Source organism: Stenotrophomonas sp. VV52, from assembly GCF_002893095.1.
GTDB lineage: Bacteria > Pseudomonadota > Gammaproteobacteria > Xanthomonadales > Xanthomonadaceae > Stenotrophomonas > Stenotrophomonas aracearum.
In genome coordinates this window covers 1-20,645 of sequence record NZ_PKQQ01000013.1, presented here as the reverse complement: position 1 = coordinate 20,645, position 20,645 = coordinate 1, and the positions used below count along the sequence as shown (strand labels likewise).

Annotated in this window: 17 protein-coding genes; 7 read left to right on the top strand and 10 right to left on the bottom strand. The window is 68.5% G+C overall.

The window, feature by feature from the left end:
* Nucleotides 1-277: 277 nt before the first annotated feature.
* Genes coaBC through C2U58_RS17355 form a run of 3 tightly spaced genes read left to right on the top strand, consistent with a single transcriptional unit; the run spans nucleotide 278 to nucleotide 4,359 of the window.
* A complete protein-coding gene (gene coaBC / locus C2U58_RS17365) occupies nucleotides 278-1,531 on the top strand; it encodes a bifunctional phosphopantothenoylcysteine decarboxylase/phosphopantothenate--cysteine ligase CoaBC (protein ID WP_102947000.1) in 1,254 nt (417 codons plus the stop codon).
* Nucleotides 1,528-2,001, top strand: coding sequence for a dUTP diphosphatase (dut, locus tag C2U58_RS17360; RefSeq protein WP_070208590.1), 474 nt, complete (start codon nucleotides 1,528-1,530; stop codon nucleotides 1,999-2,001). Before coaBC ends, dut begins: the two co-directional genes overlap by 4 nt.
* Before the next feature lie 15 nt (nucleotides 2,002-2,016).
* On the top strand, nucleotides 2,017-4,359 hold the full coding sequence (locus C2U58_RS17355; RefSeq protein WP_102946999.1) for a phosphomannomutase/phosphoglucomutase: 2,343 nt from the start codon (nucleotides 2,017-2,019) through the stop codon (nucleotides 4,357-4,359).
* A gap of 21 nt (nucleotides 4,360-4,380) precedes the next feature.
* On the opposite strand, the gene C2U58_RS17350 is transcribed toward C2U58_RS17355, so the two are convergent.
* From C2U58_RS17350 to pyrE, 8 genes are all read right to left on the bottom strand, one after another.
* Nucleotides 4,381-5,100, bottom strand: coding sequence for a response regulator transcription factor (locus tag C2U58_RS17350; RefSeq protein ID WP_102946998.1), 720 nt, complete (start codon nucleotides 5,098-5,100; stop codon nucleotides 4,381-4,383).
* Nucleotides 5,081-7,741, bottom strand: a complete 2,661-nt coding sequence (locus C2U58_RS17345) for a sensor histidine kinase KdpD (protein ID WP_102946997.1) — start codon at nucleotides 7,739-7,741, stop codon at nucleotides 5,081-5,083. The genes C2U58_RS17350 and C2U58_RS17345 overlap by 20 nt, the downstream gene beginning before the upstream one ends.
* On the bottom strand, nucleotides 7,738-8,379 hold the full coding sequence (gene kdpC, locus C2U58_RS17340; RefSeq protein WP_102946996.1) for a potassium-transporting ATPase subunit KdpC: 642 nt from the start codon (nucleotides 8,377-8,379) through the stop codon (nucleotides 7,738-7,740). The genes C2U58_RS17345 and kdpC overlap by 4 nt, the downstream gene beginning before the upstream one ends.
* On the bottom strand, nucleotides 8,376-10,427 hold the full coding sequence (gene kdpB, locus C2U58_RS17335) for a potassium-transporting ATPase subunit KdpB (protein ID WP_102946995.1): 2,052 nt from the start codon (nucleotides 10,425-10,427) through the stop codon (nucleotides 8,376-8,378). Before kdpB ends, kdpC begins: the two co-directional genes overlap by 4 nt.
* Before the next feature lie 11 nt (nucleotides 10,428-10,438).
* Nucleotides 10,439-12,151 carry a potassium-transporting ATPase subunit KdpA gene (kdpA, locus tag C2U58_RS17330; protein WP_102946994.1) on the bottom strand — a complete coding sequence of 571 codons (1,713 nt, stop codon included), beginning with the start codon at nucleotides 12,149-12,151 and terminating at the stop codon, nucleotides 10,439-10,441.
* A 12-nt stretch (nucleotides 12,152-12,163) separates the two neighbouring features.
* The gene (locus C2U58_RS20435; RefSeq protein ID WP_102947066.1) at nucleotides 12,164-12,256 is read right to left on the bottom strand and encodes a potassium-transporting ATPase subunit F; all 93 of its coding nucleotides are present in this window, start codon (nucleotides 12,254-12,256) and stop codon (nucleotides 12,164-12,166) included.
* A gap of 190 nt (nucleotides 12,257-12,446) precedes the next feature.
* Nucleotides 12,447-13,115 (bottom strand): hypothetical protein, encoded by a 669-nt coding sequence (locus C2U58_RS17320; RefSeq protein ID WP_102946993.1) that lies wholly within the window; start codon nucleotides 13,113-13,115, stop codon nucleotides 12,447-12,449.
* 15 nt (nucleotides 13,116-13,130) lie between these two features.
* On the bottom strand, nucleotides 13,131-13,790 hold the full coding sequence (gene pyrE / locus C2U58_RS17315) for an orotate phosphoribosyltransferase (protein ID WP_102946992.1): 660 nt from the start codon (nucleotides 13,788-13,790) through the stop codon (nucleotides 13,131-13,133).
* A gap of 165 nt (nucleotides 13,791-13,955) precedes the next feature.
* On the opposite strand from pyrE, the gene C2U58_RS17310 reads away from it, so the two are divergent.
* The 3 genes from C2U58_RS17310 (at nucleotide 13,956) to C2U58_RS17300 (ending at nucleotide 16,376) form a co-directional block, all read left to right on the top strand.
* A complete protein-coding gene (locus tag C2U58_RS17310; protein WP_070209417.1) occupies nucleotides 13,956-14,756 on the top strand; it encodes an exodeoxyribonuclease III in 801 nt (266 codons plus the stop codon).
* On the top strand, nucleotides 14,753-16,048 hold the full coding sequence (locus C2U58_RS17305; protein ID WP_102946991.1) for an MFS transporter: 1,296 nt from the start codon (nucleotides 14,753-14,755) through the stop codon (nucleotides 16,046-16,048). The genes C2U58_RS17310 and C2U58_RS17305 overlap by 4 nt, the downstream gene beginning before the upstream one ends.
* Before the next feature lie 100 nt (nucleotides 16,049-16,148).
* A complete protein-coding gene (locus C2U58_RS17300; RefSeq protein WP_095362623.1) occupies nucleotides 16,149-16,376 on the top strand; it encodes a hypothetical protein in 228 nt (75 codons plus the stop codon).
* A 1-nt stretch (nucleotide 16,377) separates the two neighbouring features.
* Here C2U58_RS17300 and C2U58_RS17295 read toward each other — a convergent pair whose 3' ends face one another.
* Together C2U58_RS17295 and C2U58_RS17290 are read right to left on the bottom strand one after the other, a co-directional pair.
* Nucleotides 16,378-17,502: an anhydro-N-acetylmuramic acid kinase gene (locus tag C2U58_RS17295; protein ID WP_102947065.1), complete on the bottom strand. Its 1,125-nt coding sequence runs from the start codon at nucleotides 17,500-17,502 to the stop codon at nucleotides 16,378-16,380.
* A 96-nt stretch (nucleotides 17,503-17,598) separates the two neighbouring features.
* Nucleotides 17,599-19,062, bottom strand: coding sequence for a peptidoglycan DD-metalloendopeptidase family protein (locus tag C2U58_RS17290; RefSeq protein ID WP_102946990.1), 1,464 nt, complete (start codon nucleotides 19,060-19,062; stop codon nucleotides 17,599-17,601).
* A gap of 166 nt (nucleotides 19,063-19,228) precedes the next feature.
* Between C2U58_RS17290 and tyrS the strand changes: the two genes are divergently transcribed.
* The gene (gene tyrS / locus C2U58_RS17285) at nucleotides 19,229-20,440 is read left to right on the top strand and encodes a tyrosine--tRNA ligase (protein WP_102947064.1); all 1,212 of its coding nucleotides are present in this window, start codon (nucleotides 19,229-19,231) and stop codon (nucleotides 20,438-20,440) included.
* The last annotated feature ends 205 nt before the right edge of the window (nucleotides 20,441-20,645 follow it).

Genomic DNA, 20,645 nt, shown 5'->3' with positions numbered 1-20,645 from the left:
GCGGTATGGACGATTCCGGTCAGCATCATCCTGCGTCCGGTGCGGCGCGGCCCGCATCCCGCCTGCGACGAATTACCCGATCCGACCGACAGGACCCCGGCCATATGGAGTGAACGACCCGGGATCCCGAGTCTCCCCGGCGACTTCAGCGCAGTTCCACGACGCCATCGCCCCGCCCGCTCATGACAAAAAACACCGTTCTCATGCCCCTGGCGCATCAGGGCCGCAACAGAGCATCGGGTAAGCTACCCGCCTCAGATAGACAGGAATTCCGCAGGTGGCTGACTCCCCCCAGGCTTCCCCGGCGCAGGCGCGCCCGCTGGCAGGCCAGAAGCTGTTGTTGTGCGTGGGTGGCGGCATCGCGGCCTACAAGTCGCTGGAGCTGGTGCGACGCCTGCGCGACGCCGGGGCCCAGGTGCAGGTGGCCATGACCGCCGGTGCCCAGCAGTTCGTGACCCCGCTGAGCTTCCAGGCCCTGTCCGGCCAGCCGACCCGCACCACCCTGTGGGACAGCGCGGCCGAGCAGGCCATGGGCCATATCGAGCTGGCCCGCTGGGCCGACCGCATCGTGGTGGCCCCGGCTACCGCCGACCTGCTGGCGCGCCTGGCCAATGGCCACGCCGACGACCTGGTCACCACCCTGTGCCTGGCCACCACCGCGCCGCTCACCGTGTGCCCGGCGATGAACCACCGCATGTGGCTGCACCCGGCCACCCAGGCCAACATCAGCCTGCTGCGCGAGCGCGGCGCGCAGGTGATCGGCCCGGAAGACGGCCCGCTGGCGGAAGGCGAATCCGGCCCCGGCCGGCTGACCGAGCCGCACGCCATCGTGGCGGCGCTGGCCAGCCTGCAGGACCCGGCCGCGCCCGACGTCGCCCAAGAGCTGAAGGGCCTGCGCGTGGTGATCAGCGCAGGGCCCACCTATGAAGACCTGGACCCGGTCCGCTACGTCGGCAACCGCAGCAGCGGCAAGATGGGCTACGCGCTGGCCGCGGCCGCCGTGCGCCAAGGCGCCCAGGTGGTGCTGGTCAGCGGCCCGGTGCACCTGGCCACCCCGGCCGGGGTGCAGCGGGTGGACGTGCGCTCGGCCGCGCAGATGCGCAGCGCCGTGCTCGACGCGCTGCCGGCAGACATCTATATAGGGGCGGCCGCGGTGTCGGACTACACCCCGCGCCAGATCGCACCCCAGAAGCTGAAGAAGACGGCAGGTACGCAGACGTTGACGCTCGAACTGGTCCGCACCGCCGACATCCTGGCGGAAGTGGCCGCGCAGACCAACGCGCTCAAGCTGGTGGTCGGGTTTGCCGCTGAAACCCACGACGTGGAGAAGTACGCGCGCGGCAAGCTGGTCGACAAGCGGCTGGACCTGGTGATCGCCAATCAGGTCGGGATCACAAACGGTGGCTTCGAAAGCGACGAGAATGCTGCTACGGCGTACTGGCAGGGCGGGGAGCAGGTCTTCCCCGGCACCACCAAGGCGCTGCTGGCCGAACAACTGTTGTCCCTGATTGCCCAGAGGTTGCACGCATGACCCAAGCCCCGTCCCTGCAGCCGCTGCAGGTGAAGCTGCTCGATCCACGCTTTGGTGACGACTGGCCCATGCCGGCCTACGCCACCGAAGCCAGCGCCGGCCTCGACCTGCGCGCCGCGCTGGAAACCGAACTCACCCTGCAGCCGGGGGACACCGCGCTGATTCCCAGCGGTATCGCCATCCATATCGAAGACCCGAACCTGTGCGCGGTGGTGTTGCCGCGCTCCGGGCTGGGGCACCGGCACGGCATCGTGCTGGGCAACGGCACCGGCCTGATCGATGCCGACTACCAGGGACCGCTGCTGATCAGCGCCTGGAACCGTGGCCGCGAGGCCTTCACGCTGCAGCCCGGTGACCGTATTGCACAGTTGGTCGTGCTGCCGATTGCACGCGTGGACCTGCAGGTAGTGGATACTTTCACCGACAGCGCCAGGGGAACGGGTGGATTCGGCCATACCGGGGTGCGCTGACAGGGGGTAACACCGATGAGCAAGGCAACGGCGGAAGGACAGCCGCGACTGACAAGCAAGCGTAACGGGCTGGTGCTGGTGGGCCTTCTGGCCCTGATGGCGGTGTGGTTTGCCTGGAGCGGGGTGCGCCAATGGCGACAGGCCTCGACCGGGCAGGCGCTGGAACAGTCGCGCGACGAGATCGTGCAGGGCGTGCAGAACGCGCTCAACGGCCAGACCACGCAGCTGCGGACCCTCGTCAAGAGCGAGCGGGTCAGCACCGCACTGGCCGCCGGCGACGCCGACGCCACCGCGCTGGCCGTGCGTGAAGGCTGGCCGGGCACCGAAGAGGTCGAGGTGTTCACCACCGACCTCGACCAGGCCTATGCCGACCCGAAAACCTTCGGCTACGCGCGCCTGGCACTGATGGAAGCGGCCATTGCCGGCGACACCGTCACCGCGCGCGTGGTGCGCGACGCCGGGGGCCAGCGCCTGGGCCTGGCCGTGCCGGTGCAGCTGGGCAACCAGGGACCTGCTGTCATCTATGTCCGCCAGCCGCTGCTGCGCCTGACCGACACCTTCGACAAGGTGCGGGTGCCGTCGGCCGGCTACCTGGCGCTGCGCCAGGGCGGGCACAACATCATCGAACAGGGCGACACCTCGCTGTCGCAGGGCGCCGAAGGCCTGGCCCGGCCGATCGGCAAGACCGGCCTGCGCCTGTCGGCGGCGGTGCCGGACGTCGAACCGGGCCCGCTCGGCCTGGGCGCGATCCCGTCGTTCATCGTGGCCGTGCTGCTGCTGGCCATTGCCGGCATGCTGCAGTTCGGCAAGGGCAAGGTGAAGCTGCCGCGCCGCCGCACCGAGGTGGCCGAAGGCGAACACGGCCCGACCCTGCGCGAGAGCCTGGAACTCGACCCCGTGCCGGAAGCGACATCTGCAGCCAGTGAGGCGGGTGCGCCGCCGCCGCTGCCCAGCGGTCCCGGCAACGAGGTCGCCGAAGGCATCTTCCGCGCCTACGACATCCGCGGCGTGATCGGTCGCGAGCTCACCCCGCAGGTTGCAGTGCTGATCGGCCAGGCCATCGGCTCGGTACTGCAGGTGCAGGGGCTGCGCGACATCGTGGTGGGCCGTGACGGCCGGCTGTCCGGACCGGAGCTCAGCGCCAGCCTGATCGAAGGCCTGCGCCGCGCCGGCTGCGACGTCATCGACATCGGCCTTGCCCCGACCCCGGTGGTGTACTTCGCCAGCTATCACCTGCGCGCGGGCAGCTGCGTGGCGGTAACCGGCAGCCACAACCCGCCGGACTACAACGGCTTCAAGATCGTGGTCGGTGGCGAAACCCTTTCCGGCGATGCCATCACCGAGCTGTACCAGCGCATCCGCGACGGCCAGCTGCACGTGGCCGCCACGCCGGGCAGCCTGCAGCAGCGCGACGTCAATGCCGACTACATCCAGCGCATCGCCGACGACGTGCAGTTGGACCGCCCGATCAAGGTGGTGGCCGACGCCGGCAACGGCGTGGCCGGTGAGCTGGCGCAGCCGCTGCTGGAGGCGATCGGTGCCGAAGTCATTCCGCTCTACTGCGACGTGGACGGCACCTTCCCCAACCATCACCCGGACCCGAGCGACCCGGACAACCTGGAAGACCTGATCCAGACCGTGAAGCGCTTCGACGCCGACATCGGCCTGGCCTTCGACGGCGATGGCGACCGCCTCGGCGTGGTCACCAAGGAAGGAAAGATCATCTACGCCGACCGCCTGCTGATGCTGTTCGCGGCCGACGTGCTGCAGCGTAATCCGGGCGCGCTGGTCATCTACGACGTGAAGTGCAGCGGCAAGCTGTCGGACTACGTGCTGCGCAATGGTGGCAGCCCGATGATGTGGAAGACCGGGCACTCGCTGATCAAGGCCAAGATGCGCGAGACCGACGCCGAGCTGGCCGGCGAGATGAGCGGACACTTCTTCTTCAAGGAACGCTGGTTCGGGTTCGACGATGGCCTGTATGCCGCCTCGCGCCTGCTGGAAATCCTGGCCCAGCGCGAAGAGACGCCGTCGGAAGTGCTGGACGAATTGCCCGACAGCGTGTCCACGCCGGAACTCAAGGTGCCGGTGGAGAACGGCACCCCGCATGCACTGGTGTCGCTGTTCGTCTCTGCCGCGCAGGCGGACGACTCACCGTTCTTCGGCGCGCGACTGTCGACCATCGACGGCCTGCGTGCGGACTTCCCGGACGGCTGGGGCCTGCTGCGCGCCTCCAACACCACGCCGGTGCTGGTGCTGCGTTTCGAGGGCAACGACGAAGCGCCGCTGGAGCGCATCAAGGCGTTGTTCCGCGAACAGCTGCAGCCGTTGCTGCCTGGGGTTGAGTTGGGATTCTGAGGAGCCGACCAGCGGCCGGCATTACCCCTTGAAGCGCAGACCCACGCCCGGTTCGGTAAAGAGGTACTTCGAATCGAGCGCGGAATCGCCCAGCTTGTGGCGCAGCTTGCCCACCAGGATGCGCAGGTAATGCGTGTCGTGCTGGTGGGTCGGCCCCCAGATTTCGGCCAGGATCTGCGGCTGGGTCACCACCCGGCCGGCGTTGCGCAGCAGCAGCGACAGCAACGCGTATTCCTTGCGGGTCAGCGCCACCGGCGCGCCGTCCAGGTGCACCTCGCGGCGGACCAGGTCGATATGCAGGTGGCCGTCGTCGAACTGCGGCAATACCCCGTCGGCCGACACCGTGCGCGTGCGCAGCAGCGCACGCACCCGCGCCATCAGTTCCTGGGTGCCGAACGGCTTGGTCACGTAGTCGTTGGCGCCGTTGTCCAGCGCCAGCACCTTTTCGGTTTCGCTGGCGCGCACCGTGAGCATGATCACCGGCACCTGGCTCCACTGGCGCAGCTCGGCCAGCACCTGGTGGCCTTCCATGTCGGGCAGGCCGATATCCAGGATCACCAGGTCCGCGCCTTCGCCCACCAGCTGCTCCAGCCCGTCCTGCCCGGTGGCCGCCTGCAGCACGCGATAACCCTGCGCGCGCAGGCTGATCTCCAGGAAGCGGCGGATCTGCGCTTCGTCGTCGATCACCAGCACGCGCGCCGGTGGCACGCCGTGGGAGGCGTCAGGATTCGTCGTGGTCATCGGCAGGGTGCGGTTGCAGCAGCGGGAGCGTGATGCGGATCAGGGTACCGCGTCCGTCGCGCCCCGGCAGCGCCTGCACGCTGCCGCCGTGCGCGCCGATCATGCCCTGGGTGATGGTCAGCCCGAGCCCGGTACCATGCCGGCCGCGGTCGCCGCGCTCCACGCTGTAGAACATGTCGAAGATGCGCGCGCGCTCCTCATCGGGAATGCCCGGGCCGGCGTCCAGCACGTCGATGCGCAGCTCGCCGTCCACCAGCCGCGCCTGCACTTCCACCGCCGCGCCGGGCGGGGAGAACTTGGCGGCGTTCTCCATCACGTTGAACACCGCCTGTTCCACCAGCGCCGGATGCACCCAGATCGGTGCCAGCGTGCCGGGAATGTCCAGCTGCAGCCGCACCTCCGGCTGGTAGCGCTGCAGCCGGCGCGCGGCCGAGCCCACCAGCTCGTCCACCCCGATCCAGTCGCGGTTGATCTTCAGGCCCTCGTGGCCCAGCCGGGTCATGTCCAGCAGGTTCTGGATGTAGCGGTCCAGCCGCTCGCCTTCCACCAGGATGGTGTCCAGCAGCGCACGCCGGTCGCGCGCGTCCATCGCATCGGCGTAGCTGAAAAGGCTGTCGGCCGAACCGATCATCGCCGCCAGCGGCGAGCGCAGGTCGTGCGACACCGAGGACAGCAGTGCCGAGCGCAGCCGCTCGGTCTCGTTGCTCACGTGCGCCTTTTCCAGATCGGCCACCAGCCGCGTGCGCAGCGCCGCCTGCGCGATGTCATCCACCATCGCTTCGGCCAGCTGGCGCTGCTCCGGGGTCAGCCGCGGCGCACTGCGCGGGAAGCGGATGCCCGCCACGCCGATGGTCCGTTCGTCGCCGTCCAGCAGCGGCAGGAACCACCAGTCCGCGCCGGCCAGGGTGTCGGTGAAGCGGCCGCTGGGCTGGCCATTGCGCTGTGCCCAGTCGGCGGCGGCCAGGTCGGTGTCGCCCGGCGCGGCGCTGCCGCTGGTGCTGGTGTCGGCGCCGATGCGCAGCCAGGCCGGTGCATCCAGCGCCTGTTCCAGCGCCTCGCGCCCGGCCTGCGCCACCTGTTCGTTGCTGGCCGCGCGGGTCAGCTGCCCGCCCAGTACCTGGCGTGCATTGGCATGCCGGTTGGCCGCGCGCAGCGCCACCACCTGCATGCGCAGGCGCGAGGCCAGCCGCCCGGCCACCAGTGCCGCCACCAGGAACAGGAACACGGTGATCACGCCCTGGCGCGCGCTGATCGCGAAGGTGAAGCGGGGCGAGATGAAGAAGAAGTTGTAGGCCAGGAAGCACAACGCCGCCGCCATCACCGCCGCACTGGTACGGCTGCGTGCAGCCACCACCACCACCGCCACGATGAACACCATCGAGAGGTCGTACAGCCCCACCCAGCGCTCGGCCACCAGCGCCACCAGGCAGGCCAGCGCGGTCGCGGTGAGGGCGAGCAGGGAATCGCGGCCGGTACTCAGGGTCGGCATCGAAAGACCATGGCGACGCGCATGCGCGCGCGCCTGCGGGGTGCCGATGATGGTGATCTCGTAGTGCGCGCCGCGCTGGATCAGCTGCTGGGTGAGGGTGCGGTTGAGCATGCGCGCAAACGGCCGCTCGCGGGTACGGCCCAGCACCAGGGTGGACACGCTGTTGTGCGCGGCATGGTCGAGTAGCGCGTCGGCAATGCTCGGCCCGTGCAGCAGCTCGGCCTCGCCGCCCAGCCGCCGGGCCAGCGCGAACGCGGCGTCGATCTCGCGGCGGGTGCCTTCGTCCTCGCGTCGGCGCTGCACGGTCACCACCGTCCACGGCGCATCGCGGCGTTCGGCGATGCGCCGGCCCACCCGCACCAGGTACTCGCTCTGGCCGCCGCCGTCGATCGCCACCAGCACCCGCCGCCGCAGCGGCAGGTTGCCTTCGCCGCGCGCGGCGCGGGTTTCGCGCAGGCTGGTGTCGACCCGGTCAGCCGCTTCCTGCATGGCCAGCTCGCGCAGCGCGGTCAGGTTGGCCGGTGAAAAGAACGCCTGCAGCGCCTGTGCGGCCTGCTCGGGCACGTACACCTTGCCCTGCTGCAGGCGCTCGATCAGTTCGCGTGGCGGCAGGTCGACCAGCACGATGTCGTGCAAACGGTCGAGCACCGCATCGGGCACGGTCTCGCTGACCCGCACCCCGGTGATGCGCATCACCACGTCGTTGAGGCTTTCCAGGTGCTGGATGTTGATCGTGGTCCAGACGTCGATGCCGGCGTCCAGCAGTTCCATCACGTCCTGCCAGCGACGCTCGTGGCGGCTGCCCGGCACGTTGCGGTGGGCCAGTTCGTCCACCAGCACCAGTGCCGGGTGGCGCGCCAGCACCGCGTCCAAATCCATTTCCTGCAGCGCATGCTGCTGGTACGCGCGCTGCAGCAGGGGCACCTGCGGGAGGCCGTCCAGCAGCGCGGCCGTTTCCGCGCGGCCGTGGGTTTCCACCAGCCCGACCACCACGTCCACGCCCCGGCGCAGCTGTTCGTGCGCGCGCCCGAGCATGCTGTAGGTCTTGCCCACCCCGGGCGCGGCGCCCAGGAACACGGTCAGCTTGCCACCGGCCTCGCGCTGAAGGCTCTCCACCAGTGCATCGGCCTGTCGTGTACGGGAATCGGTCATGGGTGCAGAGTGTGATCCAACGCTGTATTGAGCTCCATCACATTCACCCGTGGCTGTCCGAACACCCCCCACTGCGGCCCCTCCGTTTGCGCGGCCACCAGGGCTTCCACCTGCGCGGCGTCCATGCCTCGCGCACGCGCCACCCGCGCCACCTGAACTGCTGCGGCCTGTGGCGAGATCTCCGGATCCATGCCGGCACCGGACTGGGTCACCAGGTCGCCGGGTACGGCACTGGTAGGCACGCCCTCGCGAAGCGCGACCGCCGCCGTCGCCTCACGCACGCGCTCCTGCAGCGCCGGGTTGCTGCGCGCCAGGTTGCTGCCGGCCGCCGCCATCGGGTCGTAGCCGGCGGCCGAGGGCCGGGTCTGGAAGTAGCCGTCCCCGGCAAACGGCTGCGCGACGAGGCGCGAACCCCGCACCTGGCCGTCGACGACCAGCAGGCTGCCATCGGCCTTCGCGGGGAACAGGGCGCGGCTGACCGTCGTCGTGCCTACCGCATACGCCAGCCCAAGCACCAGCAGGCTGGCCACACCCAGCCCAATGGCCGGGCGCAGTGCACCCCGGTGCTGCAGGGCGACGGAAACAGCGGCGCGGGTACGCGCCGGACGGGAAAGCGAAACAGCAGCAGAGCGGTTCATGCGCCGAATACCGAGAAGAGGAAGAGGTCGATCAACTTGATGGCCGCAAACGGCAGCAGCACGCCGCCGAGCCCGTACACCAGCATGTTCCGGCGCAGCAGCGCGGTGGCCGTGGCCGTGCGGAAGCGCACCCCGCGCAGCGCCAGCGGAATCAGGGCCGGAATCACCAGCGCGTTGAAGATCAGCGCCGCCAGCACCGCATTGCGCGGGCTGGACAGCTGCATCACGTTCAACGTCGCCATCGCAGGCAAGGTGGCGGCGAACAACGCCGGCAGGATCGCGAAGTACTTTGAGACATCGTTGGCCAGCGAGAAGGTGGTCAGCGCGCCGCGCGTGATCAGCTGCTGCTTGCCCACTTCCACCACCGCCAGCAGCTTGGTCGGGTCCGAATCCAGGTCCACCATGTTGCCGGCTTCCTTGGCCGCCTGGGTGCCCGAGTTCATTGCCAGGCCGATGTCGGCCTGGGCCAGCGCGGGCGCATCGTTGGTGCCGTCGCCGACCATCGCCACCAGCCGTCCACCGGCCTGCTCGGCGCGGATCCGGGCCAGTTTGTCCTCCGGGCGCGCCTCGGCGATGTAGTCGTCCACGCCCGCTTCGGCGGCAATGGCCGCGGCGGTAAGCGGGTTGTCACCGGTAATCATCACCGTGCGGATGCCCATCGCCCGCAGCTGCGCGAACTTCTCGCGCATGCCGTGCTTGACCACGTCGCTCAGCTCGATCACGCCCAGCACGTGGCGGCCTTCGCACACCACCAGCGGCGTGGCGCCGTTGCGCGCTACCTGTTCCACCCGCCCGGCCAGCTCGGCCGGCACGCTGCCACCCAGTTCGCGCACATACGCGGTGATCGCATCGGCGGCACCCTTGCGGATGCGCCGGCCGCCGTCCAGGTCCACGCCGGACATGCGGGTCTGCGCGCTGAAGGCGAGGTACTCCGCCTTGTCAGGCTCGCCCGTGGTGCAGCCCTGCTCACGCGCAAGGCGCACGATGGATTTGCCTTCCGGGGTCGGGTCGGCCAGCGAGGACAGCAGCGCCGCTTCGCGCAGCTGGGTCGCTTCGATCCCGGCCAGCGCGTGGAAGTGGCTGGCCTGGCGATCGCCGTGGGTGATGGTGCCGGTCTTGTCGAGCAGCAGCACGTCCACGTCGCCGGCCACTTCCACCGCCTTGCCGCTCTTGGCCAGGATGTTGGCCGCCAGCGCACGGTTCATGCCGGCAATACCAATGGCCGGCAGCAACCCGCCGATGGTGGTCGGAATCAGGCACACCAGCAGCGCGATCAGCAGCAGCGGGTCGACCTTCACCCCGACGAACGCACCGATCGCCGGCAGCGTGGCCACCACCACCAGGAAGGTCAGCGTCATCGCCGCCAGCAGCAGGGTCAGGGCCACCTCGTTCGGCGTCTTCTGCCGGTTGGCGCCTTCCACCAGCGCGATCATGCGGTCCAGGAAGCTGTGCCCCGGCTCGGCGGTGATCTTCACGATGATCTGGTCGGAGAGCACCTTGGTGCCGCCGATCACGCCGCTGCGGTCGGTGCCGGCTTCGCGCAGCACCGGGGCCGACTCGCCGGTCACTGCCGCTTCGTTGATGGTGGCCAGGCCGTGCACGATCTCGCCGTCGGCCGGCACCAGTTCGCCGGCACTGACGATCACATGGTCGCCTGGGCGCAGCTCGGCAGCCGGTACCTGGGTTTCACTGGCACCGGCATGCGCGGCTGCAAGGCGACGTGCGCTCAGGTCCTGGCGTGCACGGCGCAGCGACGCGGCCTGGCCACGACCGCGCGCTTCGGCCACCGCTTCGGCGAAATTGCCGAACAGCACGGTGAGTAGCAGGATCGCGGTCACCGCCAGGCCGAAGCCCAGCGGCGCGTTGCCGGTGAGCGTGACCAGCAGGCTCACCAGCGTGCCCACCATCACCACCGCCATCACCGGGCTGTGCAGCAGGTGGCGCGGCGACAGCTTGACCACCGCGTCGCGCAGTGCCCGGCGCAGGCCGGCGCCATCAAGCAGGCGTGGGCGGCGGGTGGAAGTTGCATTCAAGGGATAGGTACTCATGGTCTCGCGTCTCAGCGCAGCGTCAGCGACAGGTGGTCGGCAACCGGCCCCAGCACCAGCGCCGGCATGAACTGCAATACGGTCAGGACGACGATCAGCGCGATCAGGGTCAGCGCGAAGGTCGGGGTTTCAATCTGCAGCGTGCCGGCCGATTCCGGCGCACGCCGCTTGGCCGCCAGCTGGGCGCAGACAATCAGCGGAATCACCAGCACCGGGTAGCGGCCCAGCAGCAGTACCAGGGTGCAGCTCAGGTTCCACCACGGCGTCGCATCGCCCAGCCCTTCGAAGCCCGAGCCGTTGTTGGCGAAGGCCGACACGTACTCGTAGAACACCTGGCTGACGCCATGGAACGCGGGATTCGAGGTGCCGGTGATCGACGGAATGGCCAGCGTGATCGCGGTGAACGCCAGGAGGGTGATCGGCTGCAGCAGTACCAGCAGTGCGAGCAGGCGCACCTGCGGGGTCTCCAGCTTGCGGCCCAGCAGCTCCGGGGTACGTCCGGTCATCAGACCGGCCAGGAATACGCCCAGCAGCAGGTACACGAGGAACTGCTGCAGGCCGCAGCCGATGCCACCCCAGATCGCGCTGACCAGCATGTTCACCATCGGCACCGCACCGGCCAGCGGGCTGAGCGAATCGTGCATGCCGTTGACCGAGCCGTTGGAGACCTGGGTGGTGATCGCCGCCCACAAGGCCGTGCCGTCGGCACCGAAGCGCACTTCCTTGCCTTCCATCAGCAGCGGGCTGGCGGCCGTGGCCGAATGGCCTTCCAGCCACACCGTGGCGGCCACCGAGACGCTGGACATTGCCAGCATGCAGCCGAACACCAGCCCGGCCAGCCGCTTGCGCCCGGTGAAGGCACCGAGCATGAACACCACCGCGATCGGGATCAGCAGGATGCCGATCAGTTCCAGTGCGTTCGACAGCGGGGTCGGGTTTTCCAGCGGCATGCTGCTGTTGGGGCCGTACCAGCCGCCCCCGTTGGCACCCAGCTGCTTGGCCGCGACCATTGCAGCGACCGGGCCCAGCGGCAGCTTCTGGCTGTCCATGCCGGCCGTGGCGTCGATCGGCGTGGCGGTGGGGCCACCGGCCAGCGTGGAGGGCACGCCCTGGCTGGTCAGCAGCACGGCCCACAGAAGGCACAGCGGCAGCATGAAGCGCACGCACGAACGCACCACGTCGGCGTAGTAGTTGCCCACGTCGATGCGGCGGTCGGCCGGCAGGGCAGGGTCGGCGGGTTCGCCTTCCGGAGCGGTACCGAACAGCGCCCGCAGCGTGGCCACCACCAGTGCCAGGCCCATCATCGGGGTGACGACCTGCAGGCCGGTGATCGCGGTCATCTGCGAGAAGTACGACAGCTGCGCCTGGCCGGAGTAGTGCTGCTGGTTGGTGTTGGTCAGGAACGAGACCATCGTGTGCAGCGCCGTGTCCCAGCGCATGTTGGGAATCTGGTCGGGGTTGAACGGCAGCCAGGCCTGGGTCATGAGCACCGCCTGCACCAGCACGGCAATCACCAGGTTGCTGAGCAGGAAGGCGCCCACGTAGCCGCGCCAGGACATGCCGCGCACCGGGTTCACCCCCAGCACGCGGTACAGCGGCTTCTCAATCCAGGCGAACAGCGCGTCGCCGCGCATCGGCCCACCGCGCATCACCCGGGCCAGGTACAGCCCAAGCGGAAAGGCCAGCACGATGCTGGCCAGCAGGATCAACAGGATCTCGGTCATGGTCGGCTCCGGTCAGAACTTTTCGGGCGCAAGCACGACGTACAGCAGGTAGGCGGCGACGACGAGCACCAGCACCCCGCACACCAGCGAAAGCCAGGCGGGCAGGGTAGGGCTCGCCGCGGCGGCGGCAGCAACAACAGGCAGGGTCAGGCTCATAGGACGTCCAGGTGGAACCACTCCACGTCAGGCCGTCATGGTGGTCCCCGGGCGCGTAAACGCTCCACGCCCAAGGTCTTGGATGAGCGTAAAAAGGCCGTAAAAAGTAGAGCCGGGCTCTGCCCGGCTCCTTCAACCCTTACCCGCGCGGGTCGGTCTCCACACCCTTCAACAACCGGTACCGCTGCAGGGTCTCCTCGATCTCCGCATCCAGCGCCTTGCGCTGGTCCAGGTACGAGGCCTGCATGCGCTTCTGGGTCACCAGTTCGGCGTGCCGCAGGCGGATGTCCTCGGCCTGCTTGGGCAGCACCGGCTGGCCGGCCAGTTCGCGGTCGCCCGCGCTGCCCAGCAACGTCACCAGCGCGTCGCGCAGGCTGGCCACGTTGTAGTTGGCGGTGTTCACGTTGTTGTCCAGGATCCCGGTGCGCTCCACGAACACGCGGCGCAGGTCGGCTTCGTCCTCGTAGGTGGAGAGCATCGCCTGCTCGGTGCGCTTGCGGGTGTCTTCCGCCGCCTGGTCCAGCTGCGCCTGTGCCGCCGCCACGGCGGCATCGGCACGCTCTTCCTCGGTCAGGGTGCGCTCCACGCCACCCTTGCGCAGGCCGCTGTTGACGCTGAATTCCTCGCGCGCGCTGTTCACCGCCTCCTGCGGCAGGGCATCGCTGCAGATCCGCTCACTGCCCTTGTTCCAGCAGTACAGCTTCTTGGCCTTGGCATCGGTGCTGCTGCGCTTGGCCTGCGCCTGTGCGCCGAGCACGGGCGCGGCCAGCAGCAGGCCGATCATGGTGAACGTGGCAATCCTGGACATGGGAGCCCCCTGCTCTCAACGCGTAGGACGGCTGCCGTAGCGGGACCGATAGTCCTCCAGCGGCTGCCGGTACCCGACAAGTTCCGGATTTCCGGAGGCAAAATCAAGCAGGTCGCCCAGCGTGGCCACGGCCACCACCGGAATGCCGGCTTCTTCGGCCACGGCCTGGGCGGCCGAACGGCGGTCGTCTTCCGAGGCGATCTCCTGGCGGTCCAGCGCCACCACGATGCCGGCCGGGGTGCCACCGGCCTGCTTGATGATGGTCAGCGCCTCACGGATGGCGGTGCCGGCGGTGATCACGTCGTCCACGATCAGCACGCGCTTGCCGTTTATGTCCGCGCCGATCAGGTTGCCGCCCTCGCCATGCGCCTTGGCTTCCTTGCGGTTGAAGCTCAGCGGCAGGTCGCGGCCGCGCTGGGCGAACTCGCAGGCGGTGGCGGTGGCCAGCGGAATGCCCTTGTAGGCCGGGCCGAACACGACGTCGAACTTCAGGCCGGTGGCTTCCACCGCATCGGCGTAGCAGGCGGCCAGCTGGGCCATCTTGGCGCCGGAATCGAAACGGCCGGCATTGAAGAAGTACGGGCTCAGGCGGCCCGACTTGAGGGTGAACTGGCCAAAACGCAGCGCATCGGCGGTCAGCGCCAGCTGCAGGAAACGGTAACGGTGGTCGCTCATCTGAAGCTCTATTCAATTCTCTTGGAGCGCAGATGCTAATGCATCCCTGCCAATTCAGGCTCGTGACCCCCTGCCGCAGGCCGCTGCGATGGCCGGATCCGGCCAGCCGATGGACCGGGCAACCCGGTATGCTTTGTCGGTTACCGCTCTTGTATCCGGGTCAGCATGCGCATCATCAGTTTCAACGCCAATGGCATCCGTTCCGCCGCCACCAAGGGCTTTCTCGAGTGGTTCCGTGCCCAGGACGCCGACGTGCTGTGCATCCAGGAGACCAAGGCGCAGGAAGACCAGCTGACCGACCCGATGTTCCGGCCGGACGGCCACCACTGCTTCTACCGTGACGCAATCACCAAGAAGGGCTACAGCGGCGTGGCCATCTACAGCAAGCGTGAGCCCGACCAGGTCATCACCTCGCTGGGCTGGGCCCCGTTCGACGACGAAGGCCGCTACATCGAGGCCCGCTACGGCAACCTCAGCGTGGTCTCCTTCTATATCCCGTCGGGCAGCTCGGGCGACCTGCGCCAGGGCTTCAAGTACGAAGTGATGGAATGGCTGCGCCCGATCCTGGCCGAATGGCTGGCCAGCGGCCGCGACTACGTGCTCTGCGGGGACTGGAACATCGTGCGTTCGGCGCTGGACATCAAGAACTGGAAGTCCAACCAGAAGAACTCCGGCTGCCTGCCGCCCGAGCGCGACTGGCTCAACGGCCAGTGCGTGGACGCCGGCCAGGCGCTGGATGTCGGCGCCGGCCAGGGCTGGACCGACGCCTACCGCCTGCTGCATCCCACCGGCGAGGACTACACCTGGTGGAGCAACCGTGGCGCGGCCCGGGCCAACAACGTGGGCTGGCGCATCGACTACCAGTTCGTCAGCCCCGGCCTGCGCGAGCGCCTGCGCGGCTGCTCGATCTACCGCGATGAGCGCTTCTCCGACCATGCCCCGTTCACGGTGGACTACGCCCCATGAGTGAAGCGGCGGCGCCGGTGTCCTACAAGGGCTGGGCCGGCATCAAGCGCGCGTTCGGCACGCCCTCGGCGCTGACCATGGCGTTCCTGGGCTTCGGCAGCGGCCTGCCGTTCCTGCTGATCGCCTCGCAGACCCTGTCCACCCGCCTGCGCGACGTCGGGCTGGACCTGGGCAGCATCGGCCTGATCAGCCTGGCCAGCTTCTTCTACCTGCTGAAGTTCGTCTGGGCGCCGCTGATCGACCGCTACGCGTTCCCGCTGATCGGCTTCCTCGGCCGCCGACGCTCCTGGCTGCTGGCCTCGCAGGTCGGCGTCATCGGCGGCCTGTTCGCCCTGGCGTTCGTGCGTCCCGAACTGGGCGTGACCCCTCTGGTGCTGTGGGTGCTCGCGGCCTCGTTCGCCGGCGCCACCCAGGATTCGGTGGTGGATGCCTACCGCATCGAAATCGCACCGGAAAGCGCCCAGGCCGCGCTCGCCGCTACCTACACGCTGGGCTACCGCATCGGCCTGATCCTGGCCGGCGCCGGCGCGCTGTACCTGGCCCAGTTCGAAGGCTGGATCGTGGCCTACCTGGCCATGGCCTCGCTGATGGTGCTGCCGATCGCCACCACCCTGTTCTGCCGCGAGCCGGCCCAGCCGGAAGTGCGGATGCAGCGCCGCATCGATTTCTTCGGCGCCTTCTGGCAACCCATCGCCAGCTTCTTCACCACCAACGGCGTGGTGCTGGCGCTGGTACTGCTCGCCTTCGTCGGCCTGTACAAGTTCCCCGACCAGGTGATCGGCGTGATGGCCGGCCCGTTCTACCTGGACTCCGGCTTCACCAAGGCCGACATCGCCACGGTGTCCAAGCTGTTCGGGGTCTGGATGGGCATCGGCGGCGCGTTTGTCGGTGGCATCGCGGTCGCGGCCTTCGGCTTCCGCCGCATGTTGCTGGTGGCCGCGCTCGGCGTGGCGCTGTCGAACCTGGCGTTCCTGCTGATGGCGCACAACCCCGGGCAGCTGTGGGCGTTCTACGCCGCACTGAGCGCGGACAACCTGTTCCAGGGCTTTGCCGGCACGGTGCTGGTGGCCTTCATGTCCTCGCTGACCGACCGCAACTTCACCGCCACCCAGTACGCCCTGCTGGTCTCGCTGGCCAACCTGCCCGGCAAGTTCATGGGCGGCGCCTCCGGCTACATCGTCGAAGCTACCTCCTACAGCACCTTCTTCATCCTCAGCTCGGCCACGGTGCTGCCGACGCTGCTGCTGCTGGTCTGGCTGTGGCCGCGCATCCGCGACCGCAGCAACCCCTGAGCCGGCTTCGTCCGGCACGCAGTTGCCCGCCGCCGCCGGGTGGGCCATGATCGACCCCGTTGTGCCGTGGGGGCGGTGCGTTGCCAACAGGGGGAAACACATGGCTGATCTAGTGCTGCGGGATCTCGACCCGCTGCTCAACGAGCGCATCCGGCGGGTCGCGGTCGCGCGTGGCTGGACCCGCGAACACACCTGCGTGGTCCTGCTCGAGCAGGGCCTGTTCGCCAGCGAACTGGAAGTCCGCAGCGGCTTCCACGACCCCGAAGTGAACGCCCTGGCCGACGCCATCGCGGCCCTGCAGGCGCTCCCAGACGTAAAGGCGTTCTGACTCACGCCAGGTGAATCGCCCCCAGGATCCGCGGCCCCCGCGCCCCGGTAACGCTCGGCAGATTCCCCGGCAGCCCCTGTAGGGTCCGGTGCGCCAACCACGCGAAGCCCATCGCCTCCAGGTAATCCGGGTCCAGCCCGTGCACCGCACTGGACTCCACCACCACCCCCGGCAACCGCGCGCTGAGCCGCCGCAGCAACTGGGGATTCCGCACCCCGCCACCACACACCAGCACCCGTTTCGCCTCCGGCAGGTGCGCCAGCAATGCATCGGCCACGGTAGCCGCCGTCAATTCCAGCAAGGTCGCCTGGACATCCGCCGGCGCCAGCCCACGCCCCTCCAGCGCCGCCTCGGCCCACGCCAGATGGAACTGCTCCCGCCCGGTACTCTTCGGCGGCGGCAGCGCGAACCACGGCTCGGAACGCCACTGCGCCAGCACCTCCTCATCGACCCGCCCGCTGGCCGCGAACGCGCCGTCCGCATCGAACGGCACCCCACGATGCCGCTCGCACCACGCATCCATCAGCGCATTCGCCGGCCCGGTATCGAACCCGCGAGGGGTTCCTTCGCGCGGAATCAAAGTGAGATTGGCGATCCCGCCCAGGTTCAACACCGCGCGGTCTTCATCGGCGGTGCCCAGCATGGCCAGGTGGAAGGCCGGCATCAGCGGCGCGCCATGCCCGCCGGCGGCCACGTCGCGGCGGCGGAAGTCGGCCGCCGTGGTAATCCCGGTCAGCTCGGCAATCCGGTTCGCATCGCCCAGCTGGCAGGTGAAAGCCGGATCGGCCAGCGGGCGGTGCCGCACGGTCTGCCCATGCGAACCGATCGCCGCGACCCGGGTCGGATCCAGCGCGGCCTGTTCCAGCAGGCGGTTGGCAGCGGCCGCGAACGCGATTCCGATCTGCGCATCGATCCGGCCCAGCGTATCCAGCGAGCCCAGCTCGCCGCCTTCGCCCAGCGCCACCAGTTCGGCGCGGAGGGCCGGGTCCCATGCATGGGTCAGGCCCTGCACGAAGCGGCAGCCACCGTGGTCGGGGAACTGCACCAGCGCGGCATCGATGCCATCGGCGCTGGTGCCGGACATCAGGCCCAGGTAGAGCGGGGTAGAGAGATCAGGTGCGGTCATGGCCAGGCGGTTCAACAGGGTGCGTGCAGCTTCCGCGCAACCTGTTGCCGCCGTCAATGCGCGCGCATCAGCTGCGCGCGCTGCACCGCGCGGCGATCAGCCGCGGCTGCCCTTGGCCGGCTTGGCGGTGCTGGCCGTCGTCGTGGCAGCCTTGTCGGTCTTCGGCGCCGGGCTGGCGTCGGCATAGATCAGCTTCTCCATGCCCTGGATGCGCGCCAGCGCCGGCGCGGTCTGCGCGCGGAAGGCGACCAGCTCGCTGCCCTGCAGCGGCTCCGGCGGCGGCATCGTCACCGACAGCGGGTTGCGGTGCACGCCGTTGACGCGGAATTCGTAGTGCAGGTGCGGGCCGGTGGCCAGGCCGGTCGAGCCGACGTAGCCGATCACCGTGCCCTGCGCCACGCGCTGGCCGGTCTTGATCTTGCCGAAGCGCGACATGTGCCCGTACAGGGTGGTGTGGCCCCGTCCGTGGTCCAGGATCACCACGTTGCCGTACCCGCGCTGCACGCCGGCGAACTGCACGCGGGCATCGCCGGCGGCCATGATCGGGGTACCGGTGCGCGCGGCGTAGTCCACGCCCTTGTGCATGCGCATCTTGCCCAGCACCGGGTGCTTGCGCGCGCCGAAGGTGGAGCTCAGGCGCGCGAACGGGATCGGCATGCGGATGAAGCTCTTCTTCAGCGGGCGGCCGCTGACGTCGAAGTACTCGCTCTTGCCGTTGCGGTCGAAACGGAAGCCGCTGTAGGTCTTGCCGCCGGAGGTGAAGGTCGCCGCCAGGATCTTGCTGGTGTCCACCTTTTCGCCTTCGCGCCAGGTTTCGTCCATGACCACGCTGAAGCGGTCGCCGGGCTGCAGGTCCTTGGAGAAGTCGATGTCGTACTTGAAGATCTCGTCGGTCATGGTCGCGATCGCCGACGGCGACAGCCCGGCCTTGCGCGCGGCCGCATACAGCGAACTGGTGATCTCGCCGCTGGTCACCACCCGGCGGGTGGAGCTCTCGCGCTTGCTGACCTTCTCGGTGATCTTGCCGTCCTTGAGGCTCAGCTCCACGCGGTTGTCGCCGTCGCGGTCATAGCGGATGGTGCGCAGCTCGCCGGACAGCGGCAGGTCGAAGCCGATCTCGGTACCGGGGCGCAGCTTCACCAGCGAATCGCGCACGCCCGGATGGTCCAGCACCTGGTGCATCACCGTGGCCGGAATGCCGGCCTCGTCGAACAGGTCGCTCAGGGTCTGCCCGCGCTGCACGCGGAGGACCTGCCAGCTGTCGCCGGGCACCTGCTTCATGCGCTCCTGGGACAGCGGCGGCAACGGCAGGGCGAGCGTGGAATGGCTGAGGGAGTAGGGGGCGTCGATGGTGTGCGAGAAGCCCGGCACGATCGTGGCCACCAGCGCGCCGATGGTAGCGAACAGGCTGGCATGCATCCAGTGGCGACGGGTCCAACGCTCGTTGAAGGCCGCGGGAAGGTGCTGGCGAAGCTTCCGATGCAGGGCGGTGTCGTGGAGAACGTGAAGGCGTTCCTTGAAGCGCTGCTTGCGCGCTCGGCCTTGATCGGTATTCAGCATCGTCGATAAGTTCCTGGCTGACCCGGATCACGGGCCCAAACGTCGGTAACATAGACAGGTATAAATACCGCGTCAAACCCTTGTGCCTATTGGCTTTTGTGAAGCGCTTGCGGTTAACTTGTACTTAACGTCATTCATGTAAATAAGGCATCGCCGGGAGTTGCACGTGTCCTCGATTGAACAAGCCCTTGCCCAGATCGGCCGTGGCGCCGACGAAGTCCTCAAGATCGAGGAGCTGCGCCAGCGGCTGGAAAGCGGCCGCCCGCTGCGGGTCAAGGCCGGTTTCGACCCCACCGCCCCGGACCTGCACCTGGGCCACACCGTGCTGCTCAACAAGCTGCGCCAGTTCCAGGACCTCGGCCACCAGGTGATCTTCCTGATCGGCGACTTCACCGGGATGATCGGTGACCCCTCCGGCAAGAACGCCACCCGCAAGCCGCTCAGCAAGGACGACGTGCTGGCCAACGCGCGCACCTATGAAGAGCAGGTGTTCAAGGTGCTGGACCGCGAAAAGACCGAAGTGCGCTTCAACTCCGAGTGGTTCGGCAAGATGGGCGCGGCCGACATGATCCGCCTGGCCGGCCAGCACACCGTGGCGCGCATGCTCGAGCGCGACGATTTCGCCAAGCGTTACGCCGCCCAGCAGTCCATTGCCCTGCATGAGTTCCTGTACCCGCTGGTCCAGGGCTACGACTCGGTGGCACTGGAGGCGGACGTCGAACTGGGCGGCACCGACCAGAAGTTCAACCTGCTGATGGGCCGTGGCCTGCAGGAGCACTACGGCCAGAGGCCGCAGATCGTGCTGACCATGCCGCTGCTGGAAGGCCTGGACGGCGTGGCCAAGATGTCCAAGTCGCTCAACAACTACATCGGCATCAGCGAGCCGGCCATCGACATGGTCACCAAGACCATGAAGATCGGCGACGACCTGATGTGGCGCTGGATCGAGCTGCTGTCCTTTGATATCAGCCAGGCCGAAGCCGTCAGCCTGCGTGAGCAGGTCGCCGCCGGCAGCCTCAACCCGCGCGAGGTCAAGCTGCGCCTGGCCCGTGAACTGACGACCCGCTTCCATGACGCCGACGCCGCCGAACTGGCCATTGCCGGCTGGAACGCCGCCGTGACCGGGCAGGGCGACGTGACCCTGCTGCCGCTGCAGGAAGTGGCGATTCCGGCCGAGGGCCTGCGTATTGGTGCGTTGCTCACCGCTGCCGGCGTCACCCCGAGCAATTCCGAGGCGTCGCGCAAGCTCAAGGAAGGCGCGGTGAAAGTGGATGGCGTAGTAGTAGCCGACGCCCAGCAGCTGTTCGTGCCTGGCTTCGAAGGGCTGCTGCAGGTCGGCAAGCGCAACTTCGCCCGCGTGTTGCTGGTGGCCGCCTAAGCGCCACAAGGGTTCCGCGCCTCCGGGCGCGGGACTGGCATGAATGAATGCACAGTTCCGTGAAAAAAAGTCACGGACCCCCTTCACAAACGACCCGGTTCGGGACATACTTTCCCTCCCCCGACGCAGGGGCCACCGCAAGGCGGCAACCGCGAAGGAACAGGACGCCAACTTCTTCGAAAGAAGGTGTTGACGGAAACGAAAA